General features: G+C 70.9%; 14 protein-coding genes. 6 read left to right on the top strand and 8 right to left on the bottom strand.

Annotation, left to right across the window (positions count from 1 at the left end; all coding sequences use genetic code 11):
• Positions 1-2 precede the first annotated feature (2 nt).
• Entirely contained in the window at positions 3-722 is a 720-nt protein-coding gene (fabG, locus tag OHA91_RS28685; protein WP_031148971.1) for a 3-oxoacyl-[acyl-carrier-protein] reductase, read from the bottom strand.
• 184 nt (positions 723-906) lie between these two features.
• Between fabG and OHA91_RS28680 the strand changes: the two genes are divergently transcribed.
• Genes OHA91_RS28680 through tyrS form a run of 3 tightly spaced genes read left to right on the top strand, consistent with a single transcriptional unit; the run spans position 907 to position 5,139 of the window.
• Positions 907-2,430, top strand: coding sequence for a TldD/PmbA family protein (locus OHA91_RS28680; RefSeq protein WP_328740284.1), 1,524 nt, complete (start codon positions 907-909; stop codon positions 2,428-2,430).
• Complete coding sequence (locus OHA91_RS28675) at positions 2,427-3,818, top strand: metallopeptidase TldD-related protein (protein WP_031148975.1); 1,392 nt, start codon at positions 2,427-2,429, stop codon at positions 3,816-3,818. The genes OHA91_RS28680 and OHA91_RS28675 overlap by 4 nt, the downstream gene beginning before the upstream one ends.
• A gap of 52 nt (positions 3,819-3,870) precedes the next feature.
• Positions 3,871-5,139, top strand: coding sequence for a tyrosine--tRNA ligase (gene tyrS, locus OHA91_RS28670; protein WP_266502540.1), 1,269 nt, complete (start codon positions 3,871-3,873; stop codon positions 5,137-5,139).
• A gap of 87 nt (positions 5,140-5,226) precedes the next feature.
• Here the strand turns inward: tyrS and OHA91_RS28665 are convergent, their stop codons facing one another.
• Entirely contained in the window at positions 5,227-5,505 is a 279-nt protein-coding gene (locus OHA91_RS28665) for a GlsB/YeaQ/YmgE family stress response membrane protein (protein ID WP_328740283.1), read from the bottom strand.
• Positions 5,506-5,743: 238 nt separating this feature from the next.
• On the opposite strand from OHA91_RS28665, the gene OHA91_RS28660 reads away from it, so the two are divergent.
• Positions 5,744-6,022, top strand: a complete 279-nt coding sequence (locus OHA91_RS28660; RefSeq protein WP_051893065.1) for a DUF3099 domain-containing protein — start codon at positions 5,744-5,746, stop codon at positions 6,020-6,022.
• A gap of 136 nt (positions 6,023-6,158) precedes the next feature.
• On the top strand, positions 6,159-6,410 hold the full coding sequence (locus tag OHA91_RS28655) for a hypothetical protein (protein WP_266502537.1): 252 nt from the start codon (positions 6,159-6,161) through the stop codon (positions 6,408-6,410).
• Positions 6,411-6,472: 62 nt separating this feature from the next.
• Here the strand turns inward: OHA91_RS28655 and moaA are convergent, their stop codons facing one another.
• The 3 genes from moaA to OHA91_RS28640 all read right to left on the bottom strand — a co-directional run bounded on the left by moaA (position 6,473) and on the right by OHA91_RS28640 (position 9,631).
• Positions 6,473-7,462: a GTP 3',8-cyclase MoaA gene (gene moaA / locus OHA91_RS28650; RefSeq protein ID WP_031148986.1), complete on the bottom strand. Its 990-nt coding sequence runs from the start codon at positions 7,460-7,462 to the stop codon at positions 6,473-6,475.
• Between the two features lie 178 nt (positions 7,463-7,640).
• On the bottom strand, positions 7,641-9,269 hold the full coding sequence (locus tag OHA91_RS28645) for a solute symporter family protein (RefSeq protein ID WP_051893037.1): 1,629 nt from the start codon (positions 9,267-9,269) through the stop codon (positions 7,641-7,643).
• On the bottom strand, positions 9,266-9,631 hold the full coding sequence (locus OHA91_RS28640; RefSeq protein ID WP_031148991.1) for a DUF485 domain-containing protein: 366 nt from the start codon (positions 9,629-9,631) through the stop codon (positions 9,266-9,268). The genes OHA91_RS28645 and OHA91_RS28640 overlap by 4 nt, the downstream gene beginning before the upstream one ends.
• A 255-nt stretch (positions 9,632-9,886) precedes the next feature.
• Between OHA91_RS28640 and OHA91_RS28635 the strand changes: the two genes are divergently transcribed.
• A complete protein-coding gene (locus tag OHA91_RS28635; RefSeq protein ID WP_031148993.1) occupies positions 9,887-11,428 on the top strand; it encodes a S8 family serine peptidase in 1,542 nt (513 codons plus the stop codon).
• A 74-nt stretch (positions 11,429-11,502) separates the two neighbouring features.
• On the opposite strand, the gene OHA91_RS28630 is transcribed toward OHA91_RS28635, so the two are convergent.
• The 3 genes from OHA91_RS28630 to OHA91_RS28620 are packed head-to-tail and all read right to left on the bottom strand — an operon-like array spanning position 11,503 to position 14,235.
• Positions 11,503-12,546: a zinc-dependent alcohol dehydrogenase family protein gene (locus tag OHA91_RS28630; protein WP_031148995.1), complete on the bottom strand. Its 1,044-nt coding sequence runs from the start codon at positions 12,544-12,546 to the stop codon at positions 11,503-11,505.
• A gap of 55 nt (positions 12,547-12,601) precedes the next feature.
• Positions 12,602-13,288 carry a lysoplasmalogenase gene (locus OHA91_RS28625; RefSeq protein WP_408059191.1) on the bottom strand — a complete coding sequence of 229 codons (687 nt, stop codon included), beginning with the start codon at positions 13,286-13,288 and terminating at the stop codon, positions 12,602-12,604.
• Entirely contained in the window at positions 13,285-14,235 is a 951-nt protein-coding gene (locus OHA91_RS28620; RefSeq protein ID WP_328740282.1) for a sterol desaturase family protein, read from the bottom strand. Before OHA91_RS28620 ends, OHA91_RS28625 begins: the two co-directional genes overlap by 4 nt.
• Positions 14,236-14,293 lie beyond the last annotated feature (58 nt).

The following is a 14,293-nucleotide window of genomic DNA, read 5'->3' as shown; positions in this document are numbered from 1 at the left end:
GATCAGTGACCCATGCCCAATCCGCCGTCAACGGGAATGACGGCTCCGGTGATGTACGCGGCGTCGTCCGACGCCAGGAAGCGGACGGCTGCCGCGATCTCCTCGGGCTGCGCGTAGCGGGCGAGCGGCACCTGCGCCACGATCCCCGCGCGCTGCTCGTCGGTGAGCACCTTCGTCATGTCGGTGTCCACGAATCCGGGCGCGACGACGTTGAAGGTGATGTTGCGGGAGCCCAGCTCGCGGGCGAGCGAGCGGGCGAAGCCGACCAGCGCGGCCTTGGAGGCGGCGTAGTTCGCCTGCCCCGCCGAGCCGAGGAGCCCGACGACCGAGGAGATCAGGACGACGCGGCCCTTCTTCGCGCGGAGCATGCCGCGGTTCGCGCGCTTGACCACCCGGAAGGTGCCGGTGAGGTTGGTGTCGACGACCGAGGCGAAGTCCTCCTCGGACATCCGCATCAGCAGCGTGTCCTTGGTGATGCCGGCGTTGGCCACGAGCACCTCGACCGCGCCGTGCGCGTCCTCGATCTGCTTGTAGGCCTGCTCCACCTGCTCGGAGTCGGTGATGTCGCACCGCACCGCCAGGACACCGAGCTCGGTGAGGGCCTGCGGCGGCTCACCCGACCGGTACGTGATCGCGACCTTGTCGCCCGCCTCCGCGAAGGCTCGGGCGATGGCGAGGCCGATGCCCCGGTTTCCTCCGGTGACGAGAACCGAGCGGCTCAACGGATCACCCTTTCGCTAGCGGTCTGAATACCGAAAACCTATAGGTCGCATCGCTCGTACGGGGAATCGACCCCCGACAGGGCCTCGCAGCGGGCTCTGTCGAATCCCTACAGAAAGATGTAGGCACAAGCGCCCCGATCGCGACATGATCGGGGCGACCGTCCCAGACCCCGGGAGGACTTCCGTGCCCCATTCCATCGACGCGGCCTTCACCGCGCTGCCCTTGCGGGCGCTCGCCGACGCGGCGCTCGCACGGGCCCGCGCGCTGGGCGCCGAGCATGCCGACTTCCGGCTGGAGCGGATCCGCAGCGCCTCGTGGCGGCTGCGCGACGCCAAGCCCTCCGGCGGGTCCGACACCACCGACCTCGGCTACGCGGTCCGGGTCGTGCACGGGGGCAGCTGGGGGTTCGCCTCCGGTGTGGACCTGACCATGGACGGCGCCGCCAGGGTGGCCTCGCAGGCCGTGGCCATGGCGAAGCTGTCCGCCCAGGTGATCAAGGCCGCCGGTTCGGACGAGCGCGTGGAGCTCGCCGAGGAGCCGGTGCACGCGGACAAGACGTGGATCTCCGCCTACGAGGTGAACCCCTTCGAGGTGCCGGACGCCGAGAAGGCGGCGCTGCTCGCCGACTGGAGCTCCCGGCTGCTGGCGGCCGACGGCGTCGCGCACGTGGACGCCTCGCTGCTCGCCGTCCACGAGAACAAGTTCTACGCCGACACCGCGGGCACCTCGACCACGCAGCAGCGGGTCCGGATCCATCCGCAGGTCACGGCGGTCGCCGTGAACGGCACCACCGGCGAGTTCGACTCGATGCGCACCATCGCCCCGCCCGCCGGCCGCGGCTGGGAGTACCTGACGGGCACCGGCTGGGACTGGGACGCCGAGCTGGAGGAGATCCCCGGCCTGCTCGCCGAGAAGATGCGGGCGCCGAGCGTGCAGGCCGGGCGCTACGACCTGGTGGTGGACCCGTCCAACCTGTGGCTCACCATCCACGAGTCCATCGGCCACGCCACCGAGCTCGACCGGGCGCTGGGCTACGAGGCGGCGTACGCGGGGACCTCCTTCGCCACCTTCGACCGGCTGGGCAAGCTCAAGTACGGCTCTCCGATCATGAACGTGACGGGCGACCGCACCGCCGAGCACGGGCTGGCCACCGTCGGCTTCGACGACGAGGGCGTCCAGGCGCAGAGCTGGGACCTGGTCAAGGACGGCACCCTGGTCGGCTACCAGCTGGACCGGCGGATCGCGAAGCTGACCGGCCTGGGACGCTCCAACGGCTGCGCCTTCGCCGACTCCCCCGGGCACGTGCCCGTGCAGCGCATGGCGAACGTGTCCCTCCAACCGGATCCCGGCGGGCTGTCGACCGAGGACCTGATCGGCGGCGTGGAGCGCGGGATCTACGTGGTCGGCGACCGCTCCTGGTCGATCGACATGCAGCGCTACAACTTCCAGTTCACCGGGCAGCGGTTCTTCCGGATCGAGAACGGCAGGCTGGCCGGGCAGCTGCGCGACGTCGCCTACCAGGCCACCACCACCGACTTCTGGGGCTCGATGGAGAAGGTCGGCGGCCCGCAGACGTACGTCCTGGGCGGCGCCTTCAACTGCGGCAAGGCCCAGCCGGGCCAGGTCGCGGCGGTCTCGCACGGCTGCCCGTCCGCGCTGTTCCGCGACGTGAACATCCTGAACACCACGCAGGAGGCCGGCCGATGAGCCGATCGACCAAGCCGCACGAGATCGTCGAGCGGGCCCTGGAGCTGTCCACCGCCGACGGATGCGTCGTCATCGCCGACGAGGAGTCGAGCGCCAACCTGCGCTGGGCCGGCAACGCCCTGACCACCAACGGCGTCACCCGCGGCCGGACCCTGACGGTCATCGCCACCGTCGACGGCAAGGAGGGCGCGGCCTCGGGGGTCGTGTCGCGTTCCGCCGTCACCGCGCAGGACCTGGAGCCGCTGGTGCGGGCCGCCGAGGCGGCCGCGCGGGGCGCGGGTCCCGCCGAGGACGCCCAGCCGCTGGTCACCGGGACCCCGGCGTCGCCGGACTTCACCGACGCGCCGGCCGAGACCGGCTCCGCCGTGTTCGCGGACTTCGCCCCGGCGCTCGGCGAGGCCTTCGCCCGGGCCCGGGCGGGCGGCCGGGAGCTCTACGGCTTCGCCAACCACGAGCTGGTCTCCACGTACGTCGGCACCTCGACCGGCCTGCGGCTGCGCCACGACCAGCCCAACGGCACCCTGGAACTCAACGCGAAGTCCCCGGACCGCCAGCGCTCGGCGTGGGCCGGCCGCTCCACCCGGGACTTCAAGGACGTGGACCCGACCGCGCTGGACGCGGAGCTCGCCGTACGCCTGGGCTGGGCGGAGCGGAAGATCGACCTGCCCGCCGGGCGGTACGAGACCCTGCTGCCGCCGACGGCCGTGGCGGACCTGCTGATCTACCAGATGTGGTCGGCGGCGGCCCGGGACGCGGTGGAGGGCCGTACGGTCTTCTCCAAGCCCGGCGGCGGCACCCGGCTCGGTGAGAAGCTCACCGACCTGCCGCTGACCCTGCGCAGCGACCCGAACGCTCCGGGCCTGGAGTGCGCCCCGTTCGTCATCGCGCACAGCTCCGGCGACAGCGGCTCGGTCTTCGACAACGGCCTGCCGGTCCCGGCGACCGAGTGGATCCGGGACGGCGAGCTGGCCAAGCTGTCCACGACCCGGCACACGGCCGGCCTGACCGGCCTGCCGGTCTCCCCCGGCTTCGGGAACCTGATCCTGGACGGCGGCGGCGACAAGAGCCTCGACGAGATGGTCGCGGACACCGAGCGGGGGCTGCTGCTGACCTGCCTCTGGTACATCCGCGAGGTGGACCCGGCCACGCTGCTGCTCACGGGCCTCACCCGGGACGGCGTCTACCTGGTGGAGAACGGGCAGGTCGTGGGCGAGGTGAACAACTTCCGCTTCAACGAGTCCCCCGTGGACCTGCTGTCGAGGGCCTCGGAGGCGGGCCGGACGGAGAAGACCCTGCCGCGCGAGTGGAGCGACTGGTTCACGCGGGCCGCGATGCCGGCTGTCCGCATCCCGGACTTCAACATGAGTTCGGTGAGCAAGGGCGTCTGACCCACCTAGACTGAGCACGGCATTTCCACAAAACGTAAGGAGTCGAGAGACCGTGACGGACATCGTCGACGAACTGAAGTGGCGCGGGCTCTTCGCCCAGTCCACCGACGAAGAAGCGCTGCGCAAGGCCTTCGCGGACGGTCCGGTCACGTTCTATTGCGGCTATGACCCGACCGCCGCCTCGCTGCATGTCGGCCACCTGGTGCAGGTGCTCACGATGCGGCGGCTGCAGCTGGCGGGCAACCGGCCGCTCGCGCTGGTCGGCGGGGCCACCGGTCAGATCGGCGACCCCCGTCCGACCGCCGAGCGCACCCTGAACGATCCCGCGGTCATCGCGGAGTGGGTGAACCGGCTGCGCTCGCAGATCGAGCCGTTCCTGTCCTTCGAGGGCGAGAACGCCGCGGTCATGGTCAACAACCTGGACTGGACGGCGGGCATGTCCGCCATCGAGTTCCTGCGGGACATCGGCAAGCACTTCCGCGTCAACAAGATGCTGACGAAGGACTCGGTCGCCAAGCGGCTGGAGTCGGACCAGGGCATCAGCTACACGGAGTTCAGCTACCAGCTGCTCCAGGGCATGGACTTCCTGGAGCTGTACCGGCGCCACGGCTGCACCCTGCAGCAGGGCGGCTCGGACCAGTGGGGCAACCTGACGGCCGGCCTCGACCTGATCCACCGGGTCGAGCCGGACGCGCACGTCCACGCGATGGCGACCCCGCTGATGGTCAAGGCGGACGGCACGAAGTTCGGCAAGACCGAGGGCGGGGCCGTCTGGCTGGACCCGGAGATGACCACGCCGTACGCGTTCTACCAGTTCTGGCTGAACGTGGACGACCGGGACATCTCCACCTACATGCGGATCCTCTCCTTCAAGTCCCGTGCGGAGCTGGAGGAGCTGGAGGCGCAGACCGCCGAGCGGCCGCAGGCGCGTGCCGCGCAGCGGGCGCTGGCGGAGGAGCTGACCGCGCTGGTGCACGGCGCCGACCAGTGCGCCGCCGTGATCGCCGCGTCGCGGGCGCTGTTCGGCCAGGGCGACCTGGCGGAGCTGGACGAGGCCACGCTGGCCGCGGCCCTGTCCGAGCTGCCGCACGTCAAGGTGGCGGAGCCGGCCCTGGTCGTGGACCTCTTCGCGGAGACGGGTCTGGTCGCGAGCAAGTCGGCCGCGCGCCGGACCGTGAAGGAGGGCGGCGCCTACGTGAACAACACGAAGGTCACCGCCGAGGACGCGGTCCCCGCCAAGGAGGACCTGCTGCACGGGCGCTGGCTGGTCCTGCGCCGCGGCAAGAAGAACCTGGCGGCGGTGGAGGTCACCGGCGCCTGACGCCCGACGCCTCACGGGTGTCGCGGAGCACGGCGGAGGGGCCGGTTCGGACTCATGGTCCGGCCGGCCCCTCCGGCATGCCGTGGCCTAGGTGGTCTGGCGACTGCTGCCGCGCATCGCCTTGTAGGCCATCTCGCCGAGGAAGACGAAGAGGACGGCTCCCGCGAGCTGCAGCAGGTGGCGGGTCCAGTCGATGCCCCGGGTGTCGGCGACGCCGATCCAGGCGGCGACGGCGTTGCCGAGGACGCTGCCGATGATGCCCATCAGCGTGGTCAGCCACAGCGGCTGGTGCTGTTTGCCCGGCAGGATCGCCTTGGCTATCAGCCCCAGCACGAAACCGACGATGATCGCCCACAACCAGCTCATGTCCAGCCTCCTCCTGGCGCGGTGTGCGCACGTGGGCCCAGTTTCGACCGGTCCGGCGTACCGCGCATTTCGGGCGGCACCATTGGGGGTCCCCCTGTCCCCACTGCGACGGGGGCCGCGTACCGTGGAAGGGTCCGGTCCGGGGAAGGACCGGCCGGCGATCGGGTGGTAGGACGTGGAACGGGTGAAGCGACAGAAGCAGAACGGGGCCGAGGTCTTCCGGATCACCGGCGCCCGGATGGGGCTCGCCGAGGACGTGCGGGGCCGCCAGCGGCGCTACGTGATCTCGATGGTCGTCAGGACCCTGTCGGTCATCGCGACCGTGCTGCTGTGGAACGTGTCGCGCCCGGTGGCCGTCGTGACGCTCGTCGCGGGCGCCCTGCTGCCCTACGTGGCCGTTGTCATCGCCAACGCGGGCCGCGAGTCGACGCCGTCCCTGCCCTCCCACTTCGTCCCGGCTCCCGTCCGTCCGGCACTGGACGCGGGAAACCTCAAGAAAACCTCAGATCAATCATGAAGTTCCGGTGCACCGCACCGGGTCCTGCGTGACATACTGCTCACGCGCTCCGCATCCCCCGTCGGAGCGACGGACCGACGCCGGGCAGCTCCCCCCGTGGCTGCTCGGCGTCGCCTTTCCGTTCTAGGGTGAGGTCGTGACTTCCTCCGACTCCCCCGCCCCCGGCGAAATCCCCACCTGCTCGGCCAAGGGCTGCCGCGACGCGGCCGTCTGGGTCCTCGCGTGGAACAACCCGACGCTGCACACGCCGGAACGGCGCAAGACGTGGCTGGCGTGCGAGGAGCACCGCGAGCACCTCTCCCAGTTCCTGGGGGTGCGCGGCTTCCTCAAGGACGTCGTGAAGCTCGACGAGTGGGTGCAGCCGGAGGGCTCGGAGCGCCTGCGCTGACCCTGCGCTACTGCTGGCCCGGGGCGGCGGCCGGTCCCGTACCGGCCGCCGGTACCGACCGGTCAGCCGCCGATCGCGGACATGGGGCGGTCGGGCTGGAGGAACGACGGGTCGTCGAGGCCGGAGCCGGCCTTCTTGCCCCACATCGCCACCTTCCACAGCCGGGCGATCTCCTCGTCCGGGGCGCCCGAGCGCAGGGCGGCGCGCAGGTCGGACTCCTCGGTGGCGAACAGGCACGTGCGGACCTGGCCGTCGGCCGTGAGGCGGGTACGGTCGCAGGCGCCGCAGAACGGACGGGTGACCGAGGCGATGACGCCGACGGTGGCGGGGCCGCCGTCGACCACCCAGCGCTCGGCCGGGGCGGAGCCGCGCTCGTCGGCGCCCTCCTCGGTGAGCGTGAAGCGCGTGCGCAGCGACTCCAGGATGTCCCCGGCGGTGATCATGCCGTCGCGCTTCCAGCCGTGCTGGGCGTCGAGGGGCATCTGCTCGATGAAGCGGAGCTCGTACTCGTTCTCGACGGCCCAGGCCAGCAGGTCGGGGGCCTCGTCGTCGTTGAGTCCGGGCATGAGCACGGCATTGACCTTGACGGGGGTCAGGCCGGCCTCGCGGGCCGCGGCCATGCCCTCGATGACGTCCTTGTGCCGGTCGCGGCGGGTGAGGGTCTTGAAGACCTCGGGGCGCAGGGTGTCCAGGGAGACGTTCACCCGGTCCAGGCCGGCGGCCTTCAGGGCCTGTGCGGTGCGCTTGAGCCCGATGCCGTTGGTGGTCAGCGACATCTTGGGGCGGGGTTCCAGCGCCGCGCACTGTTCGACGATCCCGACCAGACCGGGCCGCAGCAGCGGTTCGCCGCCGGTGAAGCGGACCTCGGTGATGCCGAGCTGCGTGACGGCGATGCGGATCAGCCTGACGATCTCGTCGTCGGTGAGCAGGTCGGACTTGCCGAGCCACTGGAGGCCCTCTTCGGGCATGCAGTAGGTACAGCGCAGATTGCACCGGTCGGTGAGCGAGACGCGCAGGTCAGTGGCCACGCGGCCATAGGTGTCGAGAAGCACTGTGGGCCCCCTCCCCTGTCCGGAAAGTAGACATACGCGCGACATCGGCTCTACTTCACGCGTTCTATTTCGAGACTACGGGACGCGTGTGTCGTTCTGTGATGCCCGAATGAACGAGACGTGACGTGGCCGCGTCGTAGGGAACTACGACACGGCCACGCTGGGTGTTCGGACGATGTCAGACCGCCCCTGTTCCGGTGAGGGACCGCACCTCCAGCTCGGCGAACTTCTGCGGGTCGGCCTCCTCCTTGGTGAGGACGGTTCCCAGCCACCCCAGCAGGAAGCCGAGGGGGATGGAGATGATGCCCGGGTTCTCCAGCGGGAACCAGAAGAAGTCCGCGTCCTTGAACATCGAGGTGGGCTTGCCGGACACGACCGGGGAGAAGAGCACCAGGCCGACCGCCGAGACGAGCCCGCCGTAGATGGACCAGAGCGCGCCCTGGGTGTTGAAGCGCTTCCAGAAGAGGCTGTAGAGGATCGTCGGCAGGTTGGCGGAGGCGGCGACCGCGAAGGCGAGCGCGACCAGTCCGGCCACGTTCAGGTCGCGGGCCAGGGCCCCCAGGCCGATGGCGACGGCGCCGATGACGACCGTGGACCAGCGGGCGGCCCGCACCTCCTCCTGCTCGGTGGCCTTGCCCTTGCGGATCACGTTCACGTACAGGTCGTGGGCGAAGGACGAGGAGGAGGCGAGGGTGAGGCCCGCGACCACGGCGAGGATGGTGGCGAAGGCGACCGCGGAGATCACGGCGAGCAGGACGGCCCCGCCGGTGGAGTCCGCGCCGCCGCCGACGGCCTGGGCCAGCAGGGGTGCGGCGGTGTTGCCGGCCTTGTTCGAGGCCAGGATGTCGGCGCGCTCCAGCAGGGCCGCGGCGCCGAAGCCGAGGGCGATGGTCATGAGGTAGAAGGCGCCGATGATGCCGATGGCCCAGTTCACGGACTTACGGGCGGCCTTCGCGGTGGGCACGGTGTAGAAGCGGATCAGGATGTGCGGGAGGCCGGCGGTGCCGAGGACGAGGGCGAGGCCGAGGGAGATGAAGTCCAGCTTGGACGTCGAGTCCTTGCCGTACTTGAGGCCCGGTTCGAGGAACTTGGCTCCCTGGCCGCTGTTCTCGGCCGCCTTGCCCAGCAGGTCGGAGACGTTGAAGTTGAACTCCAGCAGCACCAGGAAGGTGATCAGCAGGGCGCCCGCGATCAACAGGACGGCCTTGATCATCTGGACCCAGGTGGTGCCCTTCATGCCGCCGATGGTCACGTAGACGATCATCAGGACGCCGACCAGCGCGACGACCGCCACCTTGCCGCCGTCGCTGGTGATGCCGAGGAGCAGCGAGACCAGCACGCCGGCGCCGGCCATCTGGGCGAGCAGGTAGAAGATCGAGACCACGATGGTGGAGGTGCCGGCGGCGGTGCGGACGGGCCGCTGGCGCATCCGGTACGCGAGGACGTCGCCCATCGTGTAGCGGCCGGAGTTGCGCAGCGGCTCGGCGACGAGCAGCAGGGCGACCAGCCAGGCCACGAGGAAGCCGATGGAGTAGAGGAAGCCGTCGTAGCCGAAGAGGGCGATGGCTCCGGCGATGCCGAGGAAGGACGCGGCGGACATGTAGTCGCCGGAGATGGCCAGGCCGTTCTGGAAGCCGGTGAACTGGCGGCCGCCCGCGTAGAAGTCCGCGGCGTCCTTGGTCTGGCGGCCGGCCCAGACCGTGATGATCAGGGTGGCGACGACGAACAGCCCGAACAGGGTGATGATGAGCGGCCGGTGCTCGGAGGCGCCCGCCGCGACCGTCGTCAGGTGGTGCGTTCCGCTCATTCGGAGGCCTCCATCCGCGCCTTGATGGCCGCCGCCCGGGGGTCGAGCTTGGCGGCGGCGTGGCGCGCGTACAGCCAGGCGATGAGGAAGGTCGTCGCGAACTGTGCGAGGCCGAGCACCAGGGCGACGTTGATGTTGCCGAAGACCTTGGTCCCCATGAAGCCGCCCGCGTAGTTGGACAGCAGGACGTAGAGCAGGTACCAGGCGATGAAGGCCACGGTGAGCGGGAAGGCGAAGGAGCGGTAGGAGCTGCGGAGTTCGGCGAACTCGGGACTCTGCTGGACGCTCACGAACTCATCGGCCGTGGGGCCCGCCAGGGGCGTTCCCGTGCTGCCCGGAGGCGGCGCTGCTTCGGTGGTCACGGGGGAATCTCCTTGTGACGCAGGTGCGGTGGGGACGACGGACAAAACAACCTCCGTGTGGGGCCGATGGCGCTGAGCCCCCTCTGTCAACGGCACGGCCGGCGTGCCGGGACGGTTCAACACCCGTGGATTCTTCGGAAACTGATTTCTCGAACTGATGGCGGAGAGGGGAACGGCGGCACTAGGTTCACTTGTCATGGACCCGTCCGACGCGACCGCGTGCGGACGGCTTTTTCAAGATGATCTGGAGAACCCATGGCTCATCTGGGATCCGCCCGCCGGCGCGCCCTCGCCATACCGGTCGGCCTGGCGCTCACCGCCTCGCTCGCCCTGCTGCCCTCGGTGTCGGCCTCCGCCGCCCCGCTGGCCGGCTCAGCGGACGCGGCGACGGCTTCGAAGGCCGCGACCACCGGCCCCAAGCTGTCGTACGTGGCGAACCTGAACGCCTACGCCACGGTGAAGGCGGCGAAGAAGGCCGTCGAGCGGGCCGGCGGAACCGTGGTGACGGCCTATGAGCAGATCGGCGTCGTCGTCGCACACTCCCAGAACCCCGACTTCGCCAAGCAGCTGCGCGCCCAGCGCGGGCTGTTCGTGTCGGTCGGCGCCACCCGGACGGCCCCGATGTCGGCCGTGCAGACCACCGAGGAGGGCGCGACCCAGCGGCTGAGCGAGGCGGACGCCGCCAAGGCGGCGGCGCAGGCGCAGGAGGGTCAGGAGCCGCTGGAGCCCAACCAGTGGGACCTGCGGACGATCAAGGCCGACGAGGCTCACAAGATCAACGATGGCAGCCGGAACGTCACCGTGGGCATCATCGACACGGGTGTGGACGACACCCACCCCGATCTCGCCCCGAACTTCTCCAAGGGCCAGTCGGCCAACTGCGTCGGCGGCGTCGCGGACACCACCGAGGGCGCCTGGCGCCCGTACGCGGACGGCAGCGACCACGGCACGCACGTGGCAGGCACCATCGGCGCCCCGCGCAACGGCGTCGGCATCAGCGGTGTGGCGCCCGGCGTGAAGATCGCCGCGATCAAGGTGAGCGAGCCCGGGACCAGCCTCTTCTACACCGAGGCGGTCGTCTGCGGCTTCATGTTCGCCGCCGAGAAGGGGATCGAGGTGACCAACAACAGCTACTACGTCGACCCGTGGCTCTTCAACTGCAAGTCGGACGACGACCAGAAGGCGCTGGTGGAGGCCATCGGGCGGGCGACCAAGTACGCCGAGCGCAAGGGCACGCTGCACGTGGCCTCGGCCGGCAACTCCAACCAGGACCTGGCCGCGGCCTCCCTGGAGGACACGACCAGCCCGAACGACACCACCCCGGTCACCCGCACCATCGACCCGAAGGTCTGCCTGGACCTGCCCACGCAACTGCCGGGCGTGGTCACCGTCTCCGCGACCGGCGACAAGGGCCTGCGCTCGTACTACTCCAGCTACGGCCTCGGGGTCGTGGACGTCGCGGCCCCCGGCGGCGACAAGTGGCAGGTCCCGGCCACCCCGGACGCCAACGGGCGCGTGCTGTCGACCGTCCCGGGCGGCTACGGCTACAAGCAGGGCACCTCGATGGCCGCCCCGCACGTCGCGGGCGTCGCGGCGCTGCTCAAGAGCGCCCACCCGTCGGCCACGCCCTCGCAACTCCAGGCGATGCTGAAGGCGCAGTCCACCAAGGCGGCCTGCCCGGCGCAGATCTACGACGCCACGGGCGCGCTGATCAACGCCACCACCTGCCAGGCCAAGTGGGGCCAGACCGGCTACTACGGCCACGGCGTCGTGGACGCCCTCAAGGCCGTGAAGTAGTCCGACGCGGCAGACGGACGGGCCGGGCGGGGATCACCCCGCCCGGCCCGTCCTCGCTTGCGCCCGCCGGCGGGTCAGGGCTTGATCAGCACCTTGAGCGCGCTGCGGTCGTCCATCGCGCGGTAGCCGTCCGGGACCTCGTCCAGGGACACGGCGCGGTCGAAGACGGGCGCCGGGTCGATCGCTCCGCTGAGCACGTCCTCCAGGAGCTCCGGGATGTAGGCGCGGACCGGGGCCACACCGCCGCGCAGGGTGAGGTTGCGGTCGAACATGACGCCGAGGTCGAGGCCGGTGCCGCTGCCGTGCGGGACGCCGACGTAGCCGACGGCCCCGCCGTCGCGGGTGATGTTCACCGCGGTGCGCATGGACTGCTCGGTGCCGACCGCTTCGATGACGCAGTGCGCGCCGCGGCCGCCGGTGAGCTCGCGCACCGCCGCCTCCGCGGCCTCGCCGCGCTCGGCGACGACGTCGGTGGCCCCGAAGAGCCTGGCTATGTCGGTGCGGACCGTGTGGCGGCCCAGTGCGATGATCCGCTCGGCGCCGAGGCGCTTGGCGGCGAGGACGCCGCACAGGCCGACCGCGCCGTCGCCGACGACGGCGACCGTGGAGCCCGGGCGCACGCCCGCGCCCAGCGCGGCGTGGTGGCCGGTGCCCATGACGTCGGAGAGGGCGAGCAGGCCGGTGAGCAGGTGGTCGTCGGAGACGGCCTCGGCGGGCAGCTTCACCAGCGTTCCGTCGGCGTGCGGGACGCGCACGGCCTCGCCCTGGCCGCCGTCGTGGCCGACCGAGCCCCAGAAGCCACCGTGGTCGCAGGAGGTGTAGAGGCCTTCCTTGCAGTACTCGCAAGTGCCGTCCGACCACATGAAGGGCGCGACGACCAGGTCGCCGGCGCGCACGCCGGACACGGCCGGGCCGGTCTCCTCGACGACGCCCAGGAACTCGTGGCCGATGCGCTGGCCCGGCTGGCGCTGGGCCTCGCCGCGGTAGGCCCACAGGTCGCTGCCGCAGATGCAGGCACGCAGGACGCGGACGACGGCGTCCTCGGGGCGCTGGATCGCAGCGTCGGGCACCTCCTCCACGCGGATGTCGTGCGGGGCGTGGATGACGGTGGCGCGCATGGTGGTGCAGTCCTCCGGCTCGGGGTTGTTCAGTCTTGTACGACTGATGACCGTCCTACGGTACGCCTGCTTCGCGGGTGGTCGCTCCGGTGGCCAGCAGGTACTGGGCGGCCAGGTAGGTGGCCATGATCCAGAAGTCGGGGCGGGGCAGCTGGGGCCATTCGGCGACCCCGGTGGCGATGAGGGTGTCGGACAGCAGGAACAGCGCACCGCCGATGCCGGCCCGCAGGCCGAGGGCGCTGGAGCGGAAGGCCATGGCGGTCAGCAGCAGGCTGTAGCCGGCCACGGGGATCCGCAGGTCCGCGGGCAGATCGGACCACAGCAGGGCGACGGTCCCGAGGAGGGCCAGGACGTAGCCGCCCCCGAGCAGCGCGTTCGCGGGCCGCTTGCCGAACAGGACGAGGTAGCAGACGTGCCCGACGGCGAAGGAGCCCATGCCGACGAGGAAGGCGGCCTCGGCGTCGAAGAGCAGGGCCAGGTCCCCGCCCCAGCCGAACAGCAGGGCGGCGACCAGCAGGCGGGGCGCGCCGCGCGTGATCACGTAGACGACGAGCAGCGGCATCAGCAGCGGCTTGGCGATGACGTGCCCGAGGTGCCAGTCGGCCAGCAGCGACCCGAGGTCGGCGGCGGTGGCCACGGCGAAGGACGCGAGGGCGACGCGGCCGATCCGTTCCCGGCCGGGCACCGCCCGGTCGGCCGCCCAGGAGGGGCCGGGGCGGCCGGTGGACTCTGCGGTGCTCACGCGGTGGTCTCCTGTACGGCGGCCGGGTCGGCGACGGGGGCGGGCGCGGCGGCCCGGGCGGGCGGGGTCGCGGGCGCGGCGGCCTGCGTCGCAGGCGCGGCGGCCCGGGCGGCCGGGGTCGCGGGCTGCCAGCCGGGGCCGCGGAAGACCCGGCCGGCCCGCTCGCTCCAGCTCCGGGCGGCGCGCACGTCCCGGGCGATGGCGGCGTACTCGTGGGTGGCGACGCGCAGCGGGTTGTAGGTGTTGATGTTCTTGGTGAGCCCGTAGACGGGCCTGTCCGTCTCGCCCACCCAGGAGCCGAACATCCGGTCCCAGATGATCAGGATGCCGCCGTAGTTGCGGTCGAGGTAGCCGCCCTGGGACGCGTGGTGGACGCGGTGGTGGGACGGGGTGTTGAAGACGTACTCGTAGGCCCGGGGCAGCTTCCCGATGCGCTCGGTGTGGACCCAGAACTGGTAGAGCAGGTTGATGCCGTAGCAGAACGGGATCACGGCCGGGTGCACGCCGACGGCCACCATCGGCAGGTAGAACCAGTAGGTGGTGGCGCTGGTCCAGGGCTGGCGCAGGGCGGTGGTGAGGTTGAACTTGCGGCTGCTGTGGTGGACCACGTGGCAGGCCCACAGGATGCGGATCACGTGGTGGCCGCGGTGCTGCCAGTAGTAGAGGAAGTCCTGGGCGAGCAGCATCAGCGGGATGGTCCACCACAGCAACGGCACCCGCAGCGGGGTGAGTTCGTAGACGGCGGTGAAGACCGCGACCACCGGGATCTTCCAGAGCAGGTCGAAACCGATGCTGCCGAGCCCCATGCTGATGCTGGTGACGGCGTCCTTCGTCTCGTAGCCGTCCGCGTCCTCGTCGGGATGGAGGCGGTAGCTCACCAGCTCGATGACGGTGAGCAGCACGAAGGCGGGTATGGACCACAGCACGACATCGGGCAGGTTCGGCATGTCCGCACCATAGAGGCGCCTCCGGGGGTGCCGCTAGAGGTTGTTACCGATCGGTATC

Source organism: Streptomyces erythrochromogenes (assembly GCF_036170895.1).
Lineage (GTDB): Bacteria > Actinomycetota > Actinomycetes > Streptomycetales > Streptomycetaceae > Streptomyces > Streptomyces erythrochromogenes.
The sequence above is the reverse complement of the archived record's forward strand: the minus strand, read 5'-3'. Positions and strand labels throughout refer to the sequence as shown.